21 protein-coding genes are annotated in these 23098 nt (G+C 74.0%); 12 read left to right on the forward strand and 9 right to left on the reverse strand.

Translation table 11 applies throughout. The features are described 5' to 3' along the window. Nucleotides 1–97: 97 nt before the first annotated feature. Both BMY88_RS24000 and BMY88_RS21625 read right to left on the reverse strand, forming a co-directional pair. Entirely contained in the window at nucleotides 98–256 is a 159-nt protein-coding gene (locus BMY88_RS24000; protein WP_170861233.1) for a hypothetical protein, read from the reverse strand. An 11-nt stretch (nucleotides 257–267) separates the two neighbouring features. Further along, entirely contained in the window at nucleotides 268–1536 is a 1269-nt protein-coding gene (locus tag BMY88_RS21625; protein WP_170861234.1) for an MFS transporter, read from the reverse strand. Between the two features lie 15 nt (nucleotides 1537–1551). Between BMY88_RS21625 and BMY88_RS21630 the strand changes: the two genes are divergently transcribed. The 3 genes from BMY88_RS21630 to BMY88_RS21640 all read left to right on the forward strand — a co-directional run bounded on the left by BMY88_RS21630 (nucleotide 1552) and on the right by BMY88_RS21640 (nucleotide 5073). Further along, the gene (locus BMY88_RS21630) at nucleotides 1552–2619 is read left to right on the forward strand and encodes a LacI family DNA-binding transcriptional regulator (protein WP_211435771.1); all 1068 of its coding nucleotides are present in this window, start codon (nucleotides 1552–1554) and stop codon (nucleotides 2617–2619) included. Between the two features lie 44 nt (nucleotides 2620–2663). Then, nucleotides 2664–4172, forward strand: a complete 1509-nt coding sequence (locus BMY88_RS21635; protein WP_091948900.1) for an aldehyde dehydrogenase — start codon at nucleotides 2664–2666, stop codon at nucleotides 4170–4172. 67 nt (nucleotides 4173–4239) lie between these two features. After that, complete coding sequence (locus BMY88_RS21640; protein WP_091949049.1) at nucleotides 4240–5073, forward strand: mycofactocin-coupled SDR family oxidoreductase; 834 nt, start codon at nucleotides 4240–4242, stop codon at nucleotides 5071–5073. Between the two features lie 12 nt (nucleotides 5074–5085). On the opposite strand, the gene BMY88_RS21645 is transcribed toward BMY88_RS21640, so the two are convergent. Then, nucleotides 5086–6309, reverse strand: a complete 1224-nt coding sequence (locus tag BMY88_RS21645; RefSeq protein ID WP_091948903.1) for a cytochrome P450 — start codon at nucleotides 6307–6309, stop codon at nucleotides 5086–5088. A 152-nt stretch (nucleotides 6310–6461) separates the two neighbouring features. Between BMY88_RS21645 and BMY88_RS21650 the strand changes: the two genes are divergently transcribed. From BMY88_RS21650 to BMY88_RS21680, 7 genes are all read left to right on the forward strand, one after another. Beyond that, nucleotides 6462–7703 carry an amidohydrolase family protein gene (locus tag BMY88_RS21650; RefSeq protein WP_091948906.1) on the forward strand — a complete coding sequence of 414 codons (1242 nt, stop codon included), beginning with the start codon at nucleotides 6462–6464 and terminating at the stop codon, nucleotides 7701–7703. A gap of 28 nt (nucleotides 7704–7731) precedes the next feature. Continuing rightward, nucleotides 7732–9453: an FAD-binding protein gene (locus BMY88_RS21655; RefSeq protein ID WP_091948910.1), complete on the forward strand. Its 1722-nt coding sequence runs from the start codon at nucleotides 7732–7734 to the stop codon at nucleotides 9451–9453. A 14-nt stretch (nucleotides 9454–9467) separates the two neighbouring features. Then, the gene (locus BMY88_RS21660) at nucleotides 9468–10481 is read left to right on the forward strand and encodes an SDR family NAD(P)-dependent oxidoreductase (protein ID WP_170861235.1); all 1014 of its coding nucleotides are present in this window, start codon (nucleotides 9468–9470) and stop codon (nucleotides 10479–10481) included. Nucleotides 10482–10510: 29 nt separating this feature from the next. Further along, nucleotides 10511–10966, forward strand: coding sequence for a nuclear transport factor 2 family protein (locus BMY88_RS21665; RefSeq protein WP_091948913.1), 456 nt, complete (start codon nucleotides 10511–10513; stop codon nucleotides 10964–10966). After that, nucleotides 10966–11400, forward strand: a complete 435-nt coding sequence (locus BMY88_RS21670; RefSeq protein ID WP_091948916.1) for a nuclear transport factor 2 family protein — start codon at nucleotides 10966–10968, stop codon at nucleotides 11398–11400. Before BMY88_RS21665 ends, BMY88_RS21670 begins: the two co-directional genes overlap by 1 nt. A gap of 10 nt (nucleotides 11401–11410) precedes the next feature. Beyond that, on the forward strand, nucleotides 11411–11977 hold the full coding sequence (locus BMY88_RS21675; RefSeq protein WP_211435772.1) for a TetR/AcrR family transcriptional regulator: 567 nt from the start codon (nucleotides 11411–11413) through the stop codon (nucleotides 11975–11977). A 79-nt stretch (nucleotides 11978–12056) separates the two neighbouring features. Continuing rightward, nucleotides 12057–12509 carry a VOC family protein gene (locus tag BMY88_RS21680; RefSeq protein ID WP_091948920.1) on the forward strand — a complete coding sequence of 151 codons (453 nt, stop codon included), beginning with the start codon at nucleotides 12057–12059 and terminating at the stop codon, nucleotides 12507–12509. Between the two features lie 4 nt (nucleotides 12510–12513). Here the strand turns inward: BMY88_RS21680 and BMY88_RS21685 are convergent, their stop codons facing one another. The 6 genes from BMY88_RS21685 to hrpA all read right to left on the reverse strand — a co-directional run bounded on the left by BMY88_RS21685 (nucleotide 12514) and on the right by hrpA (nucleotide 20566). Beyond that, nucleotides 12514–13683 carry an aromatic ring-hydroxylating oxygenase subunit alpha gene (locus BMY88_RS21685; RefSeq protein ID WP_091948923.1) on the reverse strand — a complete coding sequence of 390 codons (1170 nt, stop codon included), beginning with the start codon at nucleotides 13681–13683 and terminating at the stop codon, nucleotides 12514–12516. After that, nucleotides 13680–14042 (reverse strand): nuclear transport factor 2 family protein, encoded by a 363-nt coding sequence (locus BMY88_RS21690; RefSeq protein ID WP_091948926.1) that lies wholly within the window; start codon nucleotides 14040–14042, stop codon nucleotides 13680–13682. Before BMY88_RS21690 ends, BMY88_RS21685 begins: the two co-directional genes overlap by 4 nt. A gap of 36 nt (nucleotides 14043–14078) precedes the next feature. After that, the gene (locus tag BMY88_RS21695) at nucleotides 14079–14321 is read right to left on the reverse strand and encodes a biotin/lipoyl-containing protein (RefSeq protein ID WP_091948929.1); all 243 of its coding nucleotides are present in this window, start codon (nucleotides 14319–14321) and stop codon (nucleotides 14079–14081) included. Then, nucleotides 14318–15334, reverse strand: a complete 1017-nt coding sequence (locus BMY88_RS21700) for an alpha-ketoacid dehydrogenase subunit beta (RefSeq protein WP_091948932.1) — start codon at nucleotides 15332–15334, stop codon at nucleotides 14318–14320. Before BMY88_RS21700 ends, BMY88_RS21695 begins: the two co-directional genes overlap by 4 nt. After that, nucleotides 15331–16347 carry a thiamine pyrophosphate-dependent dehydrogenase E1 component subunit alpha gene (locus BMY88_RS21705; RefSeq protein ID WP_091948935.1) on the reverse strand — a complete coding sequence of 339 codons (1017 nt, stop codon included), beginning with the start codon at nucleotides 16345–16347 and terminating at the stop codon, nucleotides 15331–15333. Before BMY88_RS21705 ends, BMY88_RS21700 begins: the two co-directional genes overlap by 4 nt. Before the next feature lie 124 nt (nucleotides 16348–16471). Beyond that, on the reverse strand, nucleotides 16472–20566 hold the full coding sequence (gene hrpA, locus BMY88_RS21710; RefSeq protein WP_244524847.1) for an ATP-dependent RNA helicase HrpA: 4095 nt from the start codon (nucleotides 20564–20566) through the stop codon (nucleotides 16472–16474). A 243-nt stretch (nucleotides 20567–20809) separates the two neighbouring features. Here hrpA and BMY88_RS21715 point away from each other — a divergent pair, with 243 nt between their 5' ends. Together BMY88_RS21715 and BMY88_RS21720 are read left to right on the forward strand one after the other, a co-directional pair. Continuing rightward, complete coding sequence (locus BMY88_RS21715) at nucleotides 20810–21337, forward strand: MarR family winged helix-turn-helix transcriptional regulator (RefSeq protein WP_244524848.1); 528 nt, start codon at nucleotides 20810–20812, stop codon at nucleotides 21335–21337. Beyond that, nucleotides 21334–23079: an MDR family MFS transporter gene (locus BMY88_RS21720; protein ID WP_091948941.1), complete on the forward strand. Its 1746-nt coding sequence runs from the start codon at nucleotides 21334–21336 to the stop codon at nucleotides 23077–23079. Before BMY88_RS21715 ends, BMY88_RS21720 begins: the two co-directional genes overlap by 4 nt. Nucleotides 23080–23098: the final 19 nt, after the last annotated feature.

Genomic DNA, 23098 nt, shown 5'->3' on the forward strand with positions numbered 1-23098 from the left:
GACTCCTCCTCGGGCGGTCGACCGCGCGAGTCTGTCAGCCCCCTCCCGCGCCCCGGCGCCGCCCGGTCACTGCCGGACGGCGCCGTGTGGAGGATCGCTACTCGGTCGGGGCGGGAGCGGCGGAGGGGTCGCCGTCCCAGTCCTTGCCGGCGACGTCGGCGTGCTCGGAGGCGCTGTCGGTCTGCTGGGCGACGGTCTCGACCATCTCCTCGTCGGACAGGCCCTCACCGGCGCTGTGGGTACCGGGTTCGGTCATCGCGCGTCTCCTTACGATTGCGGGAACGGATCGTCCCTCCGGCCCTCCCCGGCGGCCGCCGGGGTCAAACCCCGAGCGCGTGGCGTCACACCCCCGGACCGCGTCCCCGCGATCAGCAGCAGCAGGCACGCCACGATCAGCGCCGGCTCGACCCCGAAGGCGGCGACCAGCCCGAGGTGGTCGGCGAGCAGGCCCAGCGAGTAGGGCGCCACGACGACCACGACCCCGCCGAGCAGCTGGGTGCGGGCGTTCACCTCGTCCTCACGGCCGGCCGCGGCGCCGAGGGCCAGGGCGAGCGCGAGCGGGTAGAGGTTCGCGACGCCCACCCCGGCCACGAACAGGCCGGCCACGGCCAGGGGCGGGGAGGAGGTGAGCCAGAACAGCGCGAAACCCCCGCCGGTGACCGCGAGGGAGGCGTACAGCAGCGGCGCGGTCCGACCGGGCCGGCGGGTCGCGCCCACGCCGCCGACGCGGCCGATCAGGAGCCCGAGGCAGTGCCCGCTCATCGCGGTCGCGGCGACGGCCGGGGACAGCCCGATCGCCCGGAGCTGCTCGGCGCCGAAGTACACGAGGCAGAACTCCACGGCCATGCTGCCGGCGACCAGGCCGGTGAACAGCCGCGCGGCCCGGGGAAGCCGCCCGTCCGCCCGCGCCGGCCCCGGGGTACGCCGCGCGGCCGGAACCGGCAGCACCAGCCGCCGGTAGCGCAGGTGCAGCACGAGCAGGCCCAGCGCCGGCAGGGCGAACGCGGCGCGCCAGCCGAGCGGGCCGGCCGCCAGCGCGCCGAGCAGCAGGGGCGCGAGGACGGCGCACGCGGCGGCGCCGATGTTGGCCTCGCCGAGCGCCCGCTCGCGCCGCGCGCCGTGCCGGTCGGACAGCACGGCCTGGACGACGGTGAGCAGCATCGTGCCGCCGAGGCCCAGCACGCCGGCACCGGCCAGCGTTCCCTCGACCCCGCGCCCGGCGACGAACAGCGCGGCCCCGGCGGCGGCCGCGACCGCTGAGGACCACAGCAGCGTCGCGCGGGAGAACCGCCGGGCGGCCGCGGGGAACACGGCCCCGGCCACGATCGAACCGCCGGACCAGATCGCGGTGTGGACGCCGATCAGCGTGTACGAGAAGTGCAGCTCCGCCCGCAGCAGCGACAGCGCCGGCCCGAAGGCGTAGAGCCAGAACGTGAAGCAGACCAGCGTCGCGTAGGACAGCACGGTGGGCGCGTCGCGGCGGAACGCCAGACCGGCGGCAGGGGCATCGTCCCCAGCGCTTGTGTATCGATACACAACTAGACTGTACGAGTGCCCCGGCCCGCCGACCACCCGGTTGCGCGGGCGACGATGCGCGAGGTGGCCCGCGCCGCCGGGGTGTCGCCGATGACGGTGTCCTACGTCTACTCGCGGCCCGAACGGGTCTCCGCCGAGACGGCGGCGCGGGTGCGCGCGGCGGCGCGTGCGCTCGCCTACCCCGGCCCGGATCCCACCGCCCGCTCCCTGCGCCGCGGCCGCGTCGGAACGCTCGGCGTGGTCCTGGGCGAGCGGCTGACCTACGCCTTCGACGACCCCCAGGCAGCCCGCTTCCTCGCCGGGGTCGCCGACGTGTGCGCCACCGAGGGGGTCGGCCTGACCCTGCTCCCGACGACCGGCGGACCGGGCGACGTCCAGCGCGTCGCCGAGGCGGGGGTGGACGGCTTCGTCGTGTGGACGACCAACGACGACGACCCGGTGCTGGACGCCGTCGCCGCCCGGGGCCTGCCCGCCGTCGTCCACTCCGGCCCGAGCGGGCGGGGCCTTCCGGTCGTCGGGATCGACGACCGCGCCGCCGCGGCGGAGGTCGGCCGGATCGCCTGGGCCGGCGCCCGGCGCCCGGTCGTGCTCGCGTTCCCGCTCGATCCCGGCCGCACCCGGCAGCTGCTGGAGGGACCCGACGTCGGGGAGATCCGCTTTCCGGTGACCCGGGCCCGCTGGGAGGGACTGCGGAGCGCGTGGACGGCCGACGGCCGGGCGCCGGGCCACCTCCGCCTCGCGGTGTGCCCCGTCAACGACGCGCGCGAGGGCGAGTCCTTCACGGCCGACCTGCTGGCCGGCGCCGCACCACCGGACGCGATCGCGGCGATGAGCGACGAGCTCGCGTCGGGCGCCCTGCGGGCCGCGGCCGCGGCGGGGCTCGCCGTACCCACGGACGTCGCCGTCACCGGCTGGGACGACGGCGAGGCCGCCGAGCGGGCCGGGCTGACCACCGTCGCGCAGTCGCTGCGCGAGCAGGGTGCCCACTGCGCCCGCATCGCGCTGGGCCGACCCCCCGCCTGGCCGGAGGTGCCGGGCTGGCGCGTGGTCGTGCGCGCCACCACCCGCCCCCTCGGGCACTAGGGTCGCAAGGAGGCCCTTGCCACCCGCCCACGAGGAGGCGCCCCATGTCCGATCCGCGGGAGCACGACGTGGAGATCGCCCACCCCGAGGCGCTGTTCGTGGACGGGGCCTGGACGGCGCCGGCCGGGACGTCGTCGTTCGAGGTGGTGGACGCGACGACCGGGACGCCGTTCCTGACCGTCGCCGAGGCCGGGCCCGCCGACCTGGACCGGGCGGTCGCGGCCGCGCGCCGGGCCTTCGACGCCGGCCCGTGGCCGCTGCTGGAGCCGGCGGAGCGGGCGGAGCACCTTCGGGCCCTGGCCGCCGGGGTGCGCGCCCGCGCCGACGACCTGGCCCGGCTGTGGACCCGGCAGACCGGGGTCGTGCACGCCATGGCCGCGGCGCTGGTCCCGGCGCTGGCCGCCGACTACGACGTGCACGCCGACCTGGCGGCCACCTTCGCCTTCCGGACGCCGGTCACCAGCGCGCTCAGCGGGGTGCGGGCCTGCCTGGTGCGCGAGCCGGTCGGCGTGGTCGGCGCCATCGTGCCGTGGAACGCGCCCCTGCCGCTGATCACCAGCAAGCTCGCGCCGGCGCTCCTGGCCGGCTGCACCGTCGTCCTCAAGGCCTCGCCCGAGGCGCCGGGCGAGGCCTACGTGCTCGCCGAGATCGCCGAGTCGATCGGGCTGCCGCCGGGCGTGCTGAACGTCGTGGCCGCCGACCGCGAGGTGTCGGAACGACTGGTGCGCGACCCCCGCGTGGACAAGATCGCCTTCACCGGCTCGACGGCGGCCGGCCGGCGGATCGCCGCCCTCGCCGGGGAGCGGATGGCCCGCACCACGCTGGAGCTGGGCGGCAAGTCGGCCGCGCTGATCCTGGACGACGCCGACCTCGCCACCGCGGCGCAGACCCTGGCCGGCGCGCAGTGCTTCCTGAGCGGCCAGATCTGCGGGGCGATGACCCGGCTGGTGGTGACCCGCGCCCGGCACGACGAGTTCGTGGACGCCCTGGTCGCCGCGGCACAGGTGCGGCTGGGCGACCCGTTCGACCCCGGCACGCAGATGGGCCCGCTGGCCACCGCCCGCCAGCGCGAGCGCGTGGAGACGCTGGTGGCCGCGGGCGTCGCCGAGGGCGCGGACGTCGTCGTCGGTGGCCGGCGCCCGTCCCACCTGGACCGCGGCTGGTTCTACGAGCCCACCGTGCTGCGCTCGGTCGACAACGGCTCGACGATCGCCCGCACCGAGGTGTTCGGCCCCGTCCAGTGCGTGATCGCCGTGCGGGACGAGGACGAGGCGATCGCCGTCGCCAACGACTCGGAGTACGGGCTGAACGCGGCGGTGTTCACCGACGACCCGGCCAAGGCGCTCGCCGCCGCCCGCCGGATCCGCTCGGGAACGGTCGGCTTCAACGGTGTCCGGGGCGGCCGTGGGCTGCCCTTCGGCGGGGTGAAGATGTCCGGCATCGGGCGCGAGGGCGGCCCGGAGGGGCTGGCCGGTTACCTCGAGCCCAAGACGGTCGTGCTGGACGGCGCCCCCTTCGACGCCGCCGCGATCGGCCTCCCCACCACCGGCTGAGGCGCAAGGGCGGTCTTGCGTCGCGGGCTAGGCTCCGGCCCACACGCAACGGCGCGGAGGGGTGGACATGAGCGGTGGGCTGCAGGGGAAGGTCGCGTTCATCACCGGGGTGGCCCGGGGGCAGGGGCGGGCACACGCCCTGCGCCTGGCCCGCGACGGCGCGGACATCATCGGGCTGGACTCGTGCACCGACATCGGCTCGATCAACTACCCGAACGCGACCGAGGCCGACCTCGCCGAGACGGTCCGGCTCGTGGAGGCCCTCGACCGGCGGATCGTGGTGTCCAGGGCCGACGTCCGCGACTACGCGGCGGTCACCGCCGCGTTCGCGAAGGGCTTCGCCGAGTTCGGCCGGGTGGACATCGTCATCGCCAACGCCGGTGTGCTGCGGCTCGGCCCGGAGTCCGACGACTTCCTCGCCGACTGGAACGACGTCATCGACACCAACCTGACCGGCGTCTTCCACACCGTCCGCGCGGCGCTGCCGGCGATGCGCGAGGCCGGCCGCGGCGGCTCGATCGTGCTGACCAGCTCGAGCGCGGGCCTCAAGGGGCTGGAGAGCATCGCGGCCAGCTCGATGGCCTACGCCGCGGCCAAGCGCGGGCTGGTCGCGCTGATGCAGACGCTGGCGAAGGTGCTCGGGCCGGAGTGGATCCGGGTCAACACGGTGCACCCGACCGGGGTGCGCAGCGGGATGACGCAGAACCCGGTCGCCGAGGCGATGATGGCCGCCGCCGCCGCGGGCAGGAAGACCGAGGTCTCGAACGCGGTGAACGTCCTGCCCATCACGATGCTCGAGCCCGAGGACGTCGCCAACGCGGTGGCGTTCCTCGTGTCGGACGAGGGCAGGCCGATCACCGGCGTCCAGTTCCCCGTGGACGCCGGGTTCGCCGTCCGGTGAGCGCGGCCGGCGTCAGCCGGCCGGCGAGAACCGCAGCGGGATGGACGCCGGACCGCGCGCCATGCGCCCGTCGTAGGTGACCTCGGCGCCGTCCGGGACCGAGAACGGACCCAGGCGGGCCAGCAGCTGCTCCAGCGCGATCCGCATCTGCAGCCGGGCGAGGTTGGAGCCGATGCACCGGTGCACGCCCGCCCCGAAGCTGAGGTGGCGGCAGTGCGGCCGGTCGAGCTCGATCTCCCCGGGGCGGTCGAAGACCTCGGGGTCGCGGCCGGCCGCACCGAAGATCAGGCAGACCTTGTCGCCCTTGGCGATGCGCTGGCCGGCGACCTCGACGTCCTCGGTCGCGGTGCGGAAGACGATGGGCAACGGCGACTGGGTCCGGACGACCTCCTCCAGGAAGCCGGGGACCAGCGACGGATCCGCGCGGACCCGCTGCTGCAGCTCCTGGTCGCGGGCGAGGGCCAGCATCGCCGAGCCGATGACGCTCGCCGACGTGCCGATGCCCCCCTGCACGAGGATCTGCAGCCCGGACAGCCGGTCGGAGTCGGTGAACATCCCGTCGTCGACCCCGTCGGCGCGACCGAGCTGCATGATCGCCTCGACGATGTCGCCGCTGCCGGGACGGGCCTCGCGCGCGGCGAACTCGTCCGCCGCCCAGGACTTGAGCTGCCCGACGGCCTCGATCAGCTTGCCCTGGTCCTCGTTCTCGAAGCTGATGACGTGGGCCGACCGCTCGGCCCGGACGAAGGCCTCGTCGGTGGAGTGCACGATCAGCCGGAAGAACACCGTGCCGGGGAACCTCCGGGCGAACTCGACGGCGATGTCGCACGACCCGCGCTCGACGAACGCGTCGATCAGCTCGTCGGCGATGGCCCGGATCGGGCCGTCGAGCCCGGCCAGCGCCTTGACGGCCAGGTGCGGGTTGACCTGCTTGCGGTAGGCGCGCTGGTCCGGCGGGTCGGTCTCCAGCGGCACGATGCGCGGCATCTGCTCGAAGGTCGCCCGCTGCAGCCCGACGCCCTCGGCGGAGCTGAACCGCTGCCAGTCCTGGGCGATCGCGAGGATCGTCTCCTGCGACGTGGCCGCCCAGAAGCCACCGCCGGTCTCCACCCACACCAGCGGCCCGACCCGCTGCAGGTCGGCCACCGCGTCCCAGAACGGCGGGCCCATCAACTCCGGCGCCGTGTGGTCGAACGTCAGGACGGGGGACGCCGGCCGTGTCGGTGCACTGGACATGAGGCCTCCGGGAGCTCAGCGCCGAGCATGCGTCCGCCCGCGATGCAAGGCTGGTCTTGCTACGGTCGCACGCCTCGTGCTAGACACGCAAGCGGCCCGAGTGGCCCAGATCACTGCACGGGAGTTCCGACCCAGACGACAGGAAACCCGCAATGGCTCGCACGTTCGACGAGATGATGCAGCTGGGGCAGGGCATCGCGCACCGGCCCGTGACGTTCCTGCCCGACCCCGAGCCGCAGCCGCGCACGTACCTCCTGTACTCGGTCGACGACCACGTCTGCGAGCCGGGCGACCTGTTCACCCGCCGGGTCGATCCCCGCTACGGGGACGACGTCCCGCACGTCGTCGGCAACGACGACGGGGCGCAGGCGTGGCTGGTGGCCGGCGAGCTGCGCACCTGGACCGGCGCGGACTCCACCGCCGGCCGCCGGATCGACGACCTCGACGACCTGCTGCGCAACCTCTGGTTCGCCGACATGCGGGCCGGCACGTACGACGTGCACGCCCGCATCCGCGACATGGACATCGACGGCGTCTACGCGACGGTCACGTTCCCCTCGATGGTCTGGGGCTTCTGCGGCCAGAAGATCTGGGGCCTCCCCGACCCCGCCCTCGCGCTGGCCTGCGTCCGCGCCTACAACGACTGGATGGCCGAGGAGTGGGCCGGTCCCTATCCGGACCGGATCATCCCCGCCTCCCTCTGCTACATGCGCGACCCGGTGCTGGCGGCCGAGGAGGTGCGCCGCAACGCCGCCCGCGGTTTCAAGGCCGTGCACTTCTCGGAGAACCCGGAGAAGCTCGGCCTGCCCTCGATCCACACCCGGCACTGGGAGCCGTTCTTCGCCGCGTGCGAGGAGACCGACACGGTGATCAACCTGCACCTCGGGTCGTCCTCCACGCGCCCCAGCGTCTCCAGCGACACCCCGGTGACGGTGACCGGCCTGCTCTGGCCGGCGCAGACGATGTCGGCCGCCGCCGACTGGGTCTACTCCCAGGTCGCGATCCGCTTTCCCCGGCTGCGGATCGTGCTCTCCGAGGGCGGCATCGGCTGGGTGCCGATGCTGCGCGAGCGCATGGAGCGCGCGGCGCAGACCCGCGGCGCCGTCATGGACTGGACCGGGGAGCTCAGCCCGGCCGAGCTCCTGATGCGCAACTTCTGGTTCTGCGCCATCGACGAGCCGCGCAGCATGGAGGCCCGCCACCACATCGGCGTCGACCGGATCCTGCTCGAGGTGGACTACCCGCACAGCGACACCAGCTGGCCGCACACCCAGGCCGCGGTCGACCGCATGCTGTCCGGGCTGCCGGCCGACGAGATCGCGCAGATGACGCACGGCAACGCGGCGCACGTCTACCGCCACCCGGTGCCCACCGATCCCGCGTGGGCCAGGTGAGCGGCGCGGGCAGCGGCGGGCCGACGCCGTGACCGACACCGGGGAGTGGGACCTCACCACCGACGTGGTCGTGGTCGGCAGCGGCGGAGGCGGACTGTGCGCCGCGCTGGCGGCGCGCTCGCACGGGCTCGACGTCCTGGTGGCCGAGAAGGCAGAGGTCGTCGGCGGCTCGACGGCGATGTCCGGGGGCGGCATGTGGATCCCGGACAACCCCCTCATGCGGGCCGCCGGGGCGCCCGACTCGGCCGACCGGGCGCTGACCTACTTCGAGGCGGTCGTCGGCGACGTCGGCCCGGCGTCCTCCCCCGAGCGGCGGCGCTCCTACGTCGAGAACGGGCCGCGCCTGGTGTCGTTCCTGCAGGACCTCGGCGTTCCGTTCCGCTTCGCCGACGGGTACGCCGACTACTACTCCGGCGCGCCGGGCGGTTCGGAGCGCGGCCGCACCATCGAGGCCCACCCCTACGACACCCGCGCGCTGGGCGACTGGGCGCCCCGGCTGCGCCCGGGCATGAGCACCGGCCTGGGGCTGATCGGCTTCGGCACCGAGCTGAGCGCGATGACGTACTACAACCGCCACCCCCGCAACCTCGCCGTGGCGGCGCGGGTCTGGCTGCGCACCCGGCTGGCGAAGCTGCGCGGCCGCCGGATGGTGGCCAACGGCGCCGCGCTGGTCGGGCGCCTGCTCGAGCTGGCCCTGGCCCAGGACGTGCAGGTCCGGACGCAGGCGCCGCTGCGCGAGCTCGTGGTCGCCGACGGCGCGGTGGTCGGCGTCGTGCTCGGCGGCGAGGACGGCGGTTCGACGCGGGTCCGCGCCCGGGGCGGAGTGCTCCTCGCCGCCGGCGGGTTCTCCCGCAACGCGGAGCTGCGCGCGACCTACGGCGGCAGCCAGGCGCGCTCGGCGCAGTGGTCGATCGCCAATCCCGGCGACACGGGCGAGGTGCTGCTCCAGGCCATGGCCGCCGGCGCCGCGACCGATCTGATGGACGAGGCGATCTGGCTGCCGATGGCCTGCCTGCCCGACGGCCGGCTGCCGGCCTACCCCTCGCGGCAGACCAGCGCCTTCGGCCGGGCCCGCTGGCGGCCGGGATCGATCATCGTCGACGCCGCGGGGCGCCGGTTCGCCAACGAGGCCGTGTCGACGTCGGAGCTGGCGCAGCGGATGTTCGCCCACGACGCCGAGTCGCGCTCGGTGCCCGCCTGGCTGGTTTTCGACGACGCCTTCCGCCGGCGCTGCCTGTTCGGTGCGGTGCCCGGGCGGTTGCCGCAGAAATGGCTGGACGACGGCTTCGTGCAGCGCGCCGGCAGCCTGGCCGAGCTGGCCCGGTTGTGCGGCATCGACCCCGACGGGCTGGCCGAGACCTGCCGGCGGTTCAACGGCTTCGCCCGGGACGGCGTCGACGCCGACTTCTCCCGCGGCGAGTCCGCCTACGACCGGTTCATGGGCGACCCGCGGCACGGCCCGAACAACTGCCTGGCGCCGGTCGAGCGCGGACCGTTCTACGCGGTCGCGGTCTACCCCTGCGACGTCGGCACCTGCGGCGGGGTGCTCACCGACGCCGACGCCCGCGTGCTGACGGCCGACGGCGTGCCGATCCCGGGCCTGTTCGCCACCGGGAACACCACGGCGAGCGTGCAGGGCCGCGCCTACCTGGGCGCCGGCGGGAGCATCGGCCCGACCTGCACGTTCGGCTACGTCGCGGCCAACACGATCGCGGCGCAGCGGGCCGAGACCACCAGCGCGGCATCGTGAGGAAAGAGGCCAACGTGGAGTCCAGCGACCGGGCGCCGGCAGCCCCGCTCACCTTCGCCGGCGACGTCGTCGTCGTCACCGGCGCCGGATCGGGGATCGGCCGCTCGCACGCCCTGGAACTGGCGCGCCGCGGCGCCCGGGTCGTGGTCAACGACATCGGGGTCGACCAGAGCGGCCGCAGCGCGGCCACCCCCGTCGCGCAGGCGACCGTCGACGCGATCGTCGCCGCCGGCGGCGAGGCCGTGGCCAGCCTGGACTCGGTCGCCGAGGCCGACGGCGCGGCGGCGATCGTGGCGACGGCGCTGGACACCTGGGGGCAGGTGGACGCCGTCGTGCACAACGCCGGCTTCTCCCGCGACAACCACTTCGAGCTGATGACGCCCGACGAGTGGCACAGCGTGCTCGACGTGCACCTCAACGGCTGCTTCTACCTCGCCCAGTCGGCGTACCGGGCGATGAAGGACGGCGGACGCGGCGGGCGCTTCGTGTTCACCACCTCCACCGGCGGGCTGCTGGGCGCCCCGCTGATGAGCAACTACGGCGCGGGAAAGATGGGCGTCGTCGGCCTGGCCCGCTCGATCGCGCTCGAGGGCGAGCGACACGGGATCAAGGCCAACGCCCTGTCCCCCGGCGCCGTCACGCAGCGGGCCGAGGACCCCCATGCCTTCCGCTTCGCCAACCGCGCCGACCCGATCGACCCGTCGACGCAGCCGGGCATGGACCAGCTCACCCCCGAGCGGGTCTCGCCGATGGTCGTGGTGCTGAGCCACCGCTCCTGCCCGGTCACCGGGCAGATCCTGATGGCGCGGGCCGGCTGGTTCGCCCGGGCGTGGGTCGCGGCCAGCCCGGGCTGGATCGCCGACCCCGGCGAGGTCGCCGCCGAGCAGCTCGTCGAGCACTGGGACGAGATCTACGGCGCCACCCCGTGCGCGGACGAGCTGCCGCTGGACGGCCCCGGCTGGGCCTCGCGCTTCATGTTCGAACGCGTCAAGCCGATGCTCGACGCCCAGCCCCGCGCCACGCCCTGACCCACCCGCCGGCCCCGAGAAGGAGACCCGTGCCGCCCTCGCGCAACATGCAGACCATCGACCGGCTGCGCAACCGCTCGAACTTCGACGACCTCACCAGCGACGAGGCGCACGCGGCGTCGCTGGCCGAGTACACCGAGGACTTCGTCGTCGTGGAGCCCCCGTCGCTGCCCCAGCGCGGCGAGCACCACGGCCGCGAGCAGTGGCTGGCGATGCACGAGATCATGCGCGCGACCTGGCAGCAGAAGCTGACCGTGGAGCACGCGTGGGACGTGCCCGAGCACGACGTCGTCGTCCTCTACTCCCGGATGGACTGGACCGCCAAGGAGACCGGGCGCTCAGCGATCTGGCCCACCGTGCAGGTCTTCCACTTCCGGGACGCCAAGATCTGCCGGGTCGAGATCTTCCACCAGGACACCCAGGTCATCCTCGACACCCTCGAGCCCCGCGAGGCCGCAGCGACCGCAGCCGGGGGCGAGCGCTGATGGCATCGGCCAACCTGCAGGCCTACGAGCAGTTGATGAAGGCCGCCGAGTTCGAGCACGACATCACCAGCGACCGGTCCCGCAACGCCATGTGGGACGCGTTCACCGAGGACTACGAGATCGTCGAGCCGCCCTCGCTGCCGCACGGCGGCGTGTACAAGGGCCGCGAGGAGTGGGCGCGCATGAACGCGAAGATGCGTTCGCTGTGGGCCCAGAAGGTGACGCCGCTGCACATCTGGGACCTGCCCGAGCAGGACCTCATCATCCTCTACACCGACATGGAGTGGACGGCGCACGAGACCGGCCGCACGGTGCGCTTCCCGGCCGTCGAGCTGCTGCACTTCCGCGACGCCAAGATCTGCAGGGTGGAGATGTTCCTCCAGGACACCAAGGTCATCCTCGACACGTTGGGGCCCGGTGCCGGCCGTCCGTAGGCTGACTCCGGTGACGACCGAGTCGCGGCCGCCGAGCACCCGCGAGCGCATCCTCGAAGCGGCCATGGACGTGTTCGCCGAGCAGGGGTTCACCGGCGCGACGATCAGCGAGGTCGAGCGCCGCGTCGGCCTCGCCGTGGGCACCGGCAGCCTGTACCGGCACTTCCCGTCCAAGGAGGCGCTGCTGGCGGCCGCCGTCGAGCGAGAGGTGACCCGCCTGCGCACCGAGATGGCCGCCGCCGAGGAGGAGGCCGAGCAGCACGTCGCCCCGGGCGACGAGGCCCAGCGCCGCCGCCGCGCCTACGAGCAGCGGCTGCACCACCTGCGGCGGTTCGACCGGCTCTTCCGGCTGATGCTCACCGAGGGCGAGCGCGTCCCGGAGCTGCGCCAGGCGATCTGGGCGGTGCTGCAGGTGCCGGTGAAGCCGGACCCGGACGACAGCGACGTGCTGCGCGCCATCGCCGAGTCCGCACTGGGCGGCTACCACCTGTTCTCGATCATGCAGGGGCGGCCCTACAACGGCGTCTCCGAGGACCGCTTCCTCAGCGCCCTGGTCGCGGTCACCACCGCCCCCTGACCGCAGGGCCCGCGGGAGGGCGCGAGGCAAGTATATCCTTGCACCACCACGTGCCTCGGCCACGACGGGAGATGCGGACATGGACGCGGTGCCCTTCCACGTCGGCATCACCACCGGCGACCTGCACGCCTCGATGGCCGACCTCGGCGACCACCTCCAGGTCACCTGGAGCGAGCCGTCCGCCCGCGAGGAGGTCTTCCACACCGTCGACGGCGTGCCGCAGCCCCGGCCGCTGTCGTGCGTGTCGAACGAGGGGCCGATCCACGTCGACCTGATCCAGGGCGCCCCGGGCACGATCTGGCACACCGACGCCGGGCCGCGCCTGCACCACTTCGCCTACTGGACCGACGACCTGGCGGGCGACATCGACCGGCTGTCCTCCCAGGGCTGGCGGCTGGAGCTCACCCGGCCCGACGGGCAGGGCCGCCCGACCCAGTTCGCGTACCTGGTCCGCGACGACGGCTTCCGCCTGGAACTGGTCGACGACGCCGGGCGCGCCGACTACGACGGCCGGCGCACCGCGCGGGGCTGACCGCTCAGACCGACCGGCCGAGCGTGCGCCGCAGGGTCACCGCCATGTGCTGCATCACCGGCTCGTTCCGGCCGAAGACCAGCGTCCTCGGCCGGAACGGCGCGCGCAGCCCCTCGCCCGCCTTCGCCGCCATCGCGTAGTCCTCGCCGTCCACCACCGTCTGGCACGCCCACCGCACCTGCTCCTCCAGCTCGGCGGCCTCCGCCTCCGTCGCCGGCGCCTCCCGGCGGTAGGCGTGGTGCAGCGCGACGGTCTCGTGCACCGAGTCGCCGGGGTGGACGGTGAAGATCTCGAGCCGGGTCCCGAAGACGACCGAGAAGCTGAGCCCCGGGAACAGGCGGTAGTTCAGGCTGATCTGGCCGTCGTCGACCGGGGCCCACTGCTCCTCGGGGGTGTCGCGCAGGGCGTCGACCGTGCGCATGGTGGAGGTCATCAGCGCGTGGTCGCCGTAGATGTCGGCGACCGAGGTGTTGCCGTAGACCAGGGGCCGCGCGGTCAGCTTGTGCAGGCTGGCGAAGTGGTAGGTCTCGCAGTGGGTGCCCCACACGACCTTCCAGTTCGTGGGCACGCGGTGCTCGTGCACCGCGGCGATCGACTGCCAGGTCTCGAAGCCGAACGAGGCGAACTGCTCGGCGAGCTCCGGGCCGAGGTAGCCGTCGATGGTGAAGGGCGCGTCGGGGTTGGCCGCGGCGAAGACCAGGCCGTACTTCTCCTCGGCCGGCAGCTCGATGAGGCCGCGCTCCTCGCGCCGCATGTCCGAGAAGCCCTCCGCGCCGGGGATGCCCACCAGCCGGCCCCGGGTGTCGTAGACCCAGGCGTGGAACGGGCAGGTGAACCGGCGCGTGCTGCCGCAGCCGGGCTCGACCACCCGCACCCCGCGGTGCTGGCACATGTTGAGGAACGCGCGCACCCGGCCGTCCTCGTCCCGGGTGAGCAGCATCGGCGTGCCGGTGGCGTCGAACGTCGTCCAGGAGCCGGGACCGGGGAGGTCGCAGCTGAGCCCGACGAACATCGGCGTGCGGTTGAACAGCACCCGACGTTCCAGCTCGTACTGCTCGACGGAGGTGTAGCCCTCGAGCGGCTCCTCCATCGTGGCGGGCGCCATGTCCGTGGTCCGCCCGTCGAGCAGGGCCAGCGTGCGGCGGCCCAGTTCGCGCTGCATCTCGAGCTTCATCGCTCTGCCTCCGGTTCGGAAAAGACGACCATCTGCGCGATCCGCCCGTCCGCGACGCGGACGACGTCGCAGCCGACCGCGACCGCGTTCGGAAAGGTCCAGCGGACGAGGCCACGGCTCCAGCCGTGGTGGGTCTCCGGCGGCCGCACGAGTTCGGCGGTGACGCCGTCGGGCCAGGCCGACGTGTACTCGGCGACGTGCGCGACCAGCGCGTCGCGCCCACGGACCACCGGCCGGTCGTCGGGCGGCACGAACTCGACGTCGGGCGTGCAGCAGGCCTCGAGGTGCGCCCGGCGGCGCGCCGGGTCCCGCGTCACCCAGCCGGCCGACCAGTGGGTGAAGAGCTGTTCGGGCTCCATGCGGCGGCTGCTCCCGGGGCGCGGTCGGTGGGCGGGTCAGTCGACGGTGTCGATCACGGCCAGCGCGGTGAACACGGGCACCGTCACCTCCGGCTCCACCAGGATCTCCACGAGCGTGCCCGACTCCGGCGCGACCACGATCACCGTCGCCTTCTCGGCCTCCACCTCGGCGATGTCCTCGTCCTCCACGACGGGGTCGCCCACGGCCTTGAGCCAGGTCAGCACCGTGCCCTCCGTCATGCCCATGCCGAACTGGGGCAGGTTGACCTCGACCCTCATCGGCCGATCAGCTCCCCGGCCGCCGCCGCGGTCGCCGCCGTGGAGGCGTTGCGCAGGACCGCCCGGACGGCGGCGTGGATGCGTTCGGGGGTCGGGTACATGAGGCGCTCCAGCACGGGACTGAACGGCGGGTGCACGTCGGGAGCGGTGACCCGGACGATGGGGGCGCGGAGGCTGTCGAAGCCCTCCTCGGCGACGCGGGCGGAGATCTCGGCCGCCGCGCCGCAGGTCCGGTGCGCGGGGTCGGCGACGACCAGCCGACCGGTCTTCGCCACCGAGTCGAGGATCGCGGCGGTGTCGAGCGGGACCAGCGTGCGCGGGTCGATGACCTCCACCTCGATCCCCTCACCCGCGAGGTGCTCGGCCACGGTCAGCGCGGCGGGCACGGCGTCCCCGATGGCGACCACCGTGACGTCGCTGCCCTCCCGGGCCACCGCCGCCCGGCCGATCGGCACGAGGTGGTCGCCGTCGGGCACCTCGCCCTTGCGGCCCCACAGCATCAGCGGCTCGAAGTACACGACGGGGTCGTCGTCCCGGATGGCGGACTTCAGCAGGCCGAGGGCGTCGGCCGGGGTGGACGGCACGACGATCTTCAGCCCCGGCACGTTCATCAGCTGCGGATAGGGCCGGTCCGAGTGCTGGGCGGCGGTGGCGTTGGCGTACTTCATCGCCGCGCGGAACACGATCGGGACGCTGGTCTGCCCGCCGAACAGGTAGCGGTTCTTGGCTGCGTGGTTGACCAGCTGGTCCCACGCCACGTACATGAGGTTGGAGATCGTGTAGTCGACGATCGGCCGGAGGCCGGTCATCGCCGCGCCGATCGCCGCGCCGGTGAAGCCCTCCTCGGAGATCGGCATGATCGGCACCCGATCGGGCCCGAACTCGTCGACGAACCCGTTGGTCGGCATCGTCCAGAACCGCGCGTCCTCGCAGAAGACGACGACGGCGGGGTCGCGGCGCATCTCCTCGAGCATCGCCGCGCGGATCGCGTCGCGGTAGCTCATCGTCCTCATCGCGCGGCTCCTGCCACCGGGACGGCGTCGCGCCGCGGGCTCGGCTCGATCGGGGTGGCCCAGAGGTCCTCGTACAGCTCCTCCGGCGCGGGCATCGGGCTGCGCTTGGCGAAGGTCACCGCGGCGGCCACCTCCGCGGCGACGTCGGCGTCGAGCTGGTCGAGCAGCGCCACATCGACCCCGGAGTCGAGCAGCCGGGCCCGCAGCAGGTCGATCGGGTCGCGGGTGCGCCACTGCTCGAGCTCCTCGACGGCCCGGTGGCCGAGGTCGAGGGTGCCGTACTCGGCGTGGTCGCGATATCGGTAGGTCCGGGCCTCGACGAGGGTGGGGCCGCCGCCGGCGCGCCCGCGCTCGACCGCCGCCGACACCGCTTCGTGCACGGCGCCGACGTCCTGCCCGTCGACCTCGATGCCGGGCATGCGGTAGGCCGCTGCGCGCGCGGCGATGCTGTCGGCGGCCATCGTGTCGGCCAGCGCCGTCGACATCGCGTAGAGGTTGTTCTCGCAGACGAAGACCACGCCCAGGTTCCAGGCGGCGGCGAGGTTCAGCCCCTCGTGGAACGAGCCGATGTTGGCCGCGCCGTCACCGAAGAAGGCCAGCGCCACCTGGTCGGTGCCACGGACGCGGGCGCTGTAGGCGGCGCCGACGGCCTGCGGGATGCCGGCCCCGACGATCGCCGTCTCGCCCAGGCTGCCGACCGAGAAGTCGGCGAGGTGCATCGAGCCGCCCTTGCCGCGGCAGACCCCGGTCGCGCGGCCCATCAGCTCCGCCATGAGCGGCCCCATGTCGGCACCCTTGGCGATGGGGTGCCCGTGCGAGCGGTGGTAGCCGACCATGTAGTCCTCGCGGCGCAGCGCCAGGCAGGAGCCGACGATCGCGCCCTCCTGCCCGATGCAGATGTGCACCGAGCCGGCGATGCCCTGCCCCTTGCGGACGATGCTCATCGCGGCCTCTTCGAAGCGGCGGATCCGCACCATCCGCCGCAGCGCGTCCAGCTGCAGGTCGGTATCCATGCCACGTCCGTCCCGGGGGTCGAGGGCGATGCAAGAACAACCTTGCGTACCGGTCGGGCGATGTCAACGCGGCGGCCGCCTCGCAGGGGCCCGGCCCGAGCGGCGTGAGGGGCGGGGTCCTTCGTCAGGCGAGGGCGGCGTCGATCGCCTTGTAGATCCGCTGCTCGGAGACCGCGCGGGCCGTGCCCAGCTGCTGGGCGAACAGCGCCACCCGCAGCTCCTCGATCATCCAGCGCACCCGGGTCACCGGGTCGTCCGGAGCACCGCTCGGCGGGCGCTGCCGGCGTGCCTGCTCGTACTCCGCGGTCACCGCCTCGACCTGGTGCATCCCCAGCGCGTCCCGGACGGCGTTGGCGGGCAGCCTCTCCAGCCGGTGCGCCATCCCCGCGAGGTAACGGACGACGTCGGGCAGCCGGCGCCGGCCGATGGCGACGACGAAGCCCGTGTGCAGCAGGCCGGCCATCTGCCGGCGGAGGTCGGCGACGGCGGCGTCGGGCACCCGCCGGCCGGCCGCCCCACCCAGCGCCACGGCGACCTCGCGGGCCTGGGTGAGCACCGCTTCCACCCGGGTCACGGTGTCCTTCGTCAGCTGCGGCAGCTGCGCCTTGGCGGTCGCGACGAGCGCGCCGAAGGCGGCCTCCTCGCGCGGCGGGCCGCCGGCCGCGGTGATCAGCTCGTCGGCGGCGGCCTCCACGCAGTCGGCCACCAGGTCGGGGATCTCGCCGTCGGGGTTGAACTGCAGCGCCAACCGCGAGCGCGGGCCCAGCCCCTTGACCACCTGCCGGGCCGGGGACCCGGCGGCCAGCACGAGCAACCGGCGCACCCCCCGCCGGTGCAGCCGCAGGGCCTCGGCCTCGGTGGCGACGACCCGCACGCCGGCGGTCTCCCCCTCGTCGACGACCGCGGGGAAGGCGTCGACGACGTGGCCCCCGCGGCGGACCTCCACCGTCCGCGGCAGGTCGCCGATCGTCCAGGCGGTCAGCCCCGTGCGCTCCAGGTCGACGGCGGCCCGGGCCAGGCTCGCCCGCGCCTGCGGCGCCACCTCGGCGCGCAGCGCCTGCAGGTCCTTGCCGCTGGCCAGCGTCCGATGGCGGTCGTCGACCACCCGGAAGGTGGCGCGCAGGTGATCGGGCACCTGCGCGGGAGCCCACGCATCCGGCGGCACGACCGTCCCCGCGGAGCGCCGCAGCTCCCGCTCGAGCGCGGGCAGCAGCGGCTCGGTGAGCTCGATCCGCGGCAGGATCTCGCGGACCCGGTCGGGGATGGGCACCAGCGCGCGCCGCAACTGCTTGGGCAGCGTGCGCAGCAGCGCCGTCACCAGCTCCTCGCGCAGGCCGGGCACGGTGAACGCCAGCGAGCTGCTCGCCGTCCGCTCGGCGACGGCGTCCAGCACCGCCAGCGGGACGTCGACGGTGACGCCGTCCTCCGGCGCGCCGGGCGCGAAGGCGTAGGACAGCGGCAGCGTCAGCCCCTGCGTCAGGGGGACGGCGTCCGGGAAGTCCTCCTCGCGGACCTGCCCGGCGGCCGCGGCGTCGGTCAGGTCGTCCGGCGTCAGCGTCATCAGGTCCGGCGTCCGCCGCCGGGCCTCCTTCCACCACCGGTCGAAGTGCCGGGTGGAGACGACGTCGGCCGGGATCCGCGCGTCGTAGAGGTCGAACAGCGTCTCGTCGTCGACCCGGATGTCCCGGCGGCGGGCACGCTCCTCGAGCTCCGCGACCCGCTCGAGCGCACGCAGGTTCTCGGCCCAGAACCGGTGGTGCGTCGTCCACTCGCCCTGCACCAGCGCATGCCGGATGAACAGCTCGCGGGAGACGACCGGGTCGATCGAGCCGTACTGCACGCGGCGGCCCACGACGAGCGGCAGCCCGTAGAGGGTCACCCGCTCGGTGGCGACGACGGAGCCGCGCTTGGCGTCCCACCGCGGCTCGGAGTACTCGCGCTTGACCAGGTGGCCGGCCAACTCCTCGACCCGCTCGGGGTCGATCCGCGCGACCGTGCGGGCGAACAGCCGGCTGGTCTCGACGAGCTCCGCGGCGACCACCCAGCGCGGCGGCTTCCGCGCCAGCGGGGTGCCGGGCGCGATCACGAACCGGGCGTTGCGGACGCCGAGGTACTCCCGACCGCCGCGGCGCCGGTCGCCGTCCTTGGCCTTGCCGTCCTGGCGCGCGCCCTCCTCGATCTGCTGCCCGATCTGCGACAGCAGCCCGGCCAGCAGCGCGGTCGTGATGCCCCGCTCGTCGGGCTCGGGGGCCGGCTCGCCCAGCGTCATGCCGAGCCGGCGGACGGTGCCGCGCAGCTGGCCGTAGAGGTCCTGCCACTCGCGGATCCGCAGGTAGTGCAGGAACTCCCGCTTCACGGTGCGCCGGAACGCGCTGCCGGACAGGGCGTCCTGCCGCTCCTCCAGGTAGCGCCACAGGTTGAGCAGGGCGAGGAAGTCGGAGTTCTCGTCGGCGAAGCGGGCGTGCATCTGATCGGCTGCCTGCTGGTGCTCGGCCGGCCGCTCCCGCGGGTCCTGGATGGTCAGGCCGGCGGCGATGACCAGCACCTCGTCGAGCACGCCGCGGCGGTCGGCCTCGACGACCATGCGCGCGATCCGGGGGTCCAGCGGCAGCGCGGCGAGCGCCCGCCCGGTCGGGGTCAGCGCCCCGGCCGATCCCTCGGAGGCCCCGTCGAGAGCCCCCAGCTCGGTGAGCAGGGCGAGCCCGTCGGCGACCGCTCGGCGGTCCGGCGGGTCGATGAAGGGGAAGTCCGCGACGTCGCCCAGGCCCAGCGCTGCCATCTGCAGCAGCACCGCCGCGAGGCTGGTGCGCAGGATCTCCGGGTCGGTGTACTCGGGGCGGCCGTCGAAGTCGGCCTCGCTGTACAGCCGGATCGCGATGCCGTCGGAGGTGCGGCCGCACCGGCCGGAACGCTGCCTGGCCGAGGCCTGGCTGACCGGCTCGATCGGCAGCCGCTGCACCTTCGTCCGGGCGCTGTACCGGGAGATGCGCGCGGTGCCGGGGTCGACGACGTAGCGGATGCCCGGAACCGTCAGTGACGTCTCGGCGACGTTGGTGGCGAGCACGACCCGGCGGCCGGTGTGCGGCTCGAAGACCCGGTGCTGGTCGGCCGCCGACAGCCGCGAGTAGAGCGGCAGCACTTCCACGCCCGGAAAGCGGTCGGTCAGCGCGTCCGCGGTGTCCCTGATCTCCCGCTCGCCGGCGAGGAAGACCAGGACGTCACCGTGCCCCTCGCCGACCAGCTCGTCGACGGCGTCGCCGATGGCGGTGACCTGGTCGCGGTCGGGATCGGCGTCCGGGTCGTCGGGGTCCACCACGGGCCGGTACCGGATCTCCACCGGGTAGGTCCGGCCCGAGACCTCGACCACGGGGACCTCCGCGCCGCCGTCGTCCTCCCCCTGTGCAATTCCGCGGAATTGCCCAGGGGCACCTCCGCGGAATTGCCCAGGGGCGGCGTCACGGTTCTGCCCGGAGCCCTGCCCCTTCCCACCGAGGCCTGTGAAGTGCTTCGCGATCCGCTCGACGTCGATGGTCGCCGAGGTGATCACGACCTTGAGGTCGGGACGGCGGGGCAGGATCCGGGCGAGGTAGCCCAGCAGGAAGTCGATGTTGAGGCTGCGCTCGTGCGCCTCGTCGATGATCAGCGTGTCGTACTGGCGGAGCAGGCGGTCGTGCGCGATCTCGGCGAGGAGTACGCCGTCGGTCATGACCTTGACCAGCGTCGAGTCCGACACCTGGTCGGTGAACCGCACCTTCCAGCCGACGACGTCGCCCAGCGGACGGTCGAGCTCCTCGGCGATCCGCTCGGCCACGGTGCGGGCCGCGATCCGCCGCGGCTGGGTGTGCCCGATCCGGCCGCGCACCCCCCGACCGAGCTCGAGCGCGATCTTGGGCAGCTGGGTGGTCTTGCCCGACCCGGTCTCGCCGGCGACCACGACCACCTGGGAGTCGCGCAGGGCCGCGGCGATGTCGTCGCGCCGGGCGGAGACGGGCAGCTCGGCGGGGTAGGTGATCGGCGGGACGGCGGCGCGGCGGCGCGCGATCCGCTGCTCGGCGGCGACGAGGTCCGCGACGACCCGCTCGCGCTGGCGGGCCCGCGCCTCGGGGTCGCGGGTGCGCCGCGTGCCGTCCAGGCGGCGGGCCAGGCGGTGCTCGTCCTCGACGGTCAGCCCGGCCAGGCGCGCCCGGAGGTCGCCGGCGGCAGGAGCGTCGGCAGCCACGGTCGCTCTCCTCTCCGGTGCTGGTGGGGTCGCCCCCATCGGGTGGCGGGCGCGGTCCGGGCAGGAGTGAGGAACCTGTCCCCGGGTATCGGCACCCCAGGATCCCACTCCGCGCGGCGGGGCATCCGCCCCGCGTCCGGACGCGCCGCCGGACCCGGCGCGCAGCCGCATGCAGGGTGCAACCGGTTGTACGATGCATCTGTTTCCGGCGTCCGCCGATCCCTGCTGCCCCCGGGAGCGCTCGTGACCAGATCCGCCGGCGGCGACCGGCAGGCACAGCTGCGCACCATCGGCGAGGTGATGCCGCGGCTCGTCCGGCTGATCCACGCCTACAAGACCGCGACGACCGGGCAGAGCCGGGACCGGGCCGCGCACGTGCTGCTCTTCCCGCTCGTGCGCCTGGGCCCGCTCCGGCAGAGCGCGCTGGCCGACCTGGTGCATGCCGACCCGTCGACGATCAGCCGCCACGTCGCGATGCTGGTCGAGCACGGGCTCGTGCGGCGCATCGCCGACGAGACCGACGGCCGGGCCAGCCGGCTGGTCGTCACCGACGCCGGCCACGCCACGCTCGCGCAGCTGCGGGCCGAGCGCGAGGGACACCTCGCCCAGATCACCGCCGACTGGGACGACGCCGACCTGGCCACGTTCACCGCCCTCTTCGGCCGCCTCGTCGACGGGATGGCCGCCCTGCTGCCCGACGACGCCGCGCTCGCCGACGACCCCCCGCTCCCGGACGACGCCGTCCCCTCCGACCCGGAAGAGGCCCGATGACCCAGACCACACGGGGAACCGCCGCCCAGCGCAGCGAGGCCCGCGCGGCCGCCGCCGCGCCGGACGCCTCCGGCCAGTTCAGCCACCGCCAGATCGTCACGATCATCGTCGGCCTGATGGTGGCCATGTTCCTGGCCGCGCTGGACCAGACCGTCGTCTCCACGGCGATCCGCACCATCGCCGACGACCTGCAGGGTTACGACCTCCAGGCCTGGGCGACCACGGCCTTCCTGATCACCTCGACGATCACCACGCCCCTGTACGGGAAGCTGTCCGACATCTACGGCCGGCGGCCGTTCTACCTGTTCGCCATCGCGGTCTTCGTGGTCGGCTCGCTGGCGTGCTCGTTCGCCGCCTCGATGTACCAGCTGGCGGCCTTCCGGGCGGTGCAGGGCATCGGCGCCGGCGGCCTGATGTCGCTGGCACTGGCGATCATCGGCGACATCGTGCCGCCGCGTGAGCGCTCGAAGTACCAGGGCTACTTCATGGCGGTCTTCGGCACCTCCAGCGTGCTCGGACCGGTCATCGGCGGCTTCCTCGCCGGCCAGGACTCGGTGCTGGGCCTCACCGGCTGGCGCTGGATCTTCCTGATCAACGTGCCCCTGGGCCTGCTGGCCTTCGCCGTCGTCGTGCGCGTGCTGCACCTGCCGCACACCCGGCGCGACCACCGGATCGACTGGCCCGGCGCGCTCGCGCTGGTCACCTTCCTGGTGCCGCTGCTGATCGTCGCCGAGCAGGGCCGGATCTGGGGATGGGGGTCGCCCGCGGCGCTGGCCTGCTACCTGATCGGCGCCCTCGGCTTCGTCCTGTTCATCACCGCCGAGCGCGCCTACCGGGACGAGGCGCTGCTGCCGCTGCGGATGTTCCGCAACCGCACGTTCGCGATCGCCGGCATCGGCAGCGTCGTGATGGGCGCCGGCATGTTCGGCGGCATCCTGCTGCTCCCGCAGTACCTGCAGATCGTGCACGGCTCGAGCGCGACGGTCGCCGGCCTGCAGATGATCCCGATGGTCGCCGGCATCATGACCGGCGCCGTCAGCTCGGGCATCGCGATCTCCCGGACGGGCAGGTACAAGATCTTCCCGCTCGTCGGGATCGTCTTCATGGTCGTGGCGCTGGTGTCGCTGTCGTTCGTCGTCGAGGCCGACACCTCGATCTGGGTCCTCTTCCCGTTCATGGTGCTGCTGGGCCTGGGGCTCGGGTTCAACTTCCAGCCCGTCATCCTGGCGGTGCAGAACTCGGTCTCGCCGACCGAGATGGGCGTGGCCACCTCGTCGGTGACCTTCTTCCGGCAGATGGGCGGCACGCTCGGCGTCGCGGTGTTCCTGTCGCTGCTGTTCTCCCGGCTGCCCGTCGACATCGCCGAGGCGTTCCGCTCGGCCGGCCTCGGCGGCGCGGCCGAGTCCATCGACGTCGAGGGCGCCCTGAGCGACACGACGTCGATCTCCTCGGCGCCGCCCGCGGCGGTGCAGGCCTTCAAGGTCGGCTTCTCGGACTCCATCGACCTGGTGTTCCTCATCGCCGCCGGCGTGGTGGCGATCGGCTTCTTCGTGCTGCTGTTCCTGCCGCAGCTGGAGCTGAGCAACAAGTCGGGCATCCAGGCGCGGCAGGCCGCGGAGGGGACCGCCGGGGCCCCGGACGGCGACGACGCCGGGGAGCAGGCCACCCAGGCCGCCGGCGCCGCCGCGCCGACGTCCACGGCACCTCCGACGGGCCGCCCCGGCGGCGCCGGCACCGCCTGAGGTCGGTTGCCGAATCCGC

This window comes from Trujillonella endophytica, from assembly GCF_900110555.1.
Classification (GTDB): Bacteria; Actinomycetota; Actinomycetes; order Mycobacteriales; family Geodermatophilaceae; genus Trujillonella; species Trujillonella endophytica.

Bases quoted from the DNA above. Each gene is read 5' to 3' on its own strand.
- BMY88_RS24000 (WP_170861233.1), bottom strand. From the start codon at position 256: ATGACCGAACCCGGTACCCACAGCGCCGGTGAGGGCCTGTCCGACGAG.
- BMY88_RS21635 (WP_091948900.1), top strand. From the start codon at position 2,664: ATGTCCGATCCGCGGGAGCACGACGTGGAGATCGCCCACCCCGAGGCG.
- BMY88_RS21640 (WP_091949049.1), top strand. From the start codon at position 4,240: ATGAGCGGTGGGCTGCAGGGGAAGGTCGCGTTCATCACCGGGGTGGCC.
- BMY88_RS21645 (WP_091948903.1), bottom strand. From the start codon at position 6,309: ATGTCCAGTGCACCGACACGGCCGGCGTCCCCCGTCCTGACGTTCGAC.
- BMY88_RS21650 (WP_091948906.1), top strand. From the start codon at position 6,462: ATGGCTCGCACGTTCGACGAGATGATGCAGCTGGGGCAGGGCATCGCG.
- BMY88_RS21670 (WP_091948916.1), top strand. From the start codon at position 10,966: ATGGCATCGGCCAACCTGCAGGCCTACGAGCAGTTGATGAAGGCCGCC.
- BMY88_RS21680 (WP_091948920.1), top strand. From the start codon at position 12,057: ATGGACGCGGTGCCCTTCCACGTCGGCATCACCACCGGCGACCTGCAC.
- BMY88_RS21685 (WP_091948923.1), bottom strand. From the start codon at position 13,683: ATGAAGCTCGAGATGCAGCGCGAACTGGGCCGCCGCACGCTGGCCCTG.
- BMY88_RS21690 (WP_091948926.1), bottom strand. From the start codon at position 14,042: ATGGAGCCCGAACAGCTCTTCACCCACTGGTCGGCCGGCTGGGTGACG.
- BMY88_RS21695 (WP_091948929.1), bottom strand. From the start codon at position 14,321: ATGAGGGTCGAGGTCAACCTGCCCCAGTTCGGCATGGGCATGACGGAG.
- BMY88_RS21700 (WP_091948932.1), bottom strand. From the start codon at position 15,334: ATGAGGACGATGAGCTACCGCGACGCGATCCGCGCGGCGATGCTCGAG.
- BMY88_RS21705 (WP_091948935.1), bottom strand. From the start codon at position 16,347: ATGGATACCGACCTGCAGCTGGACGCGCTGCGGCGGATGGTGCGGATC.
- BMY88_RS21720 (WP_091948941.1), top strand. From the start codon at position 21,334: ATGACCCAGACCACACGGGGAACCGCCGCCCAGCGCAGCGAGGCCCGC.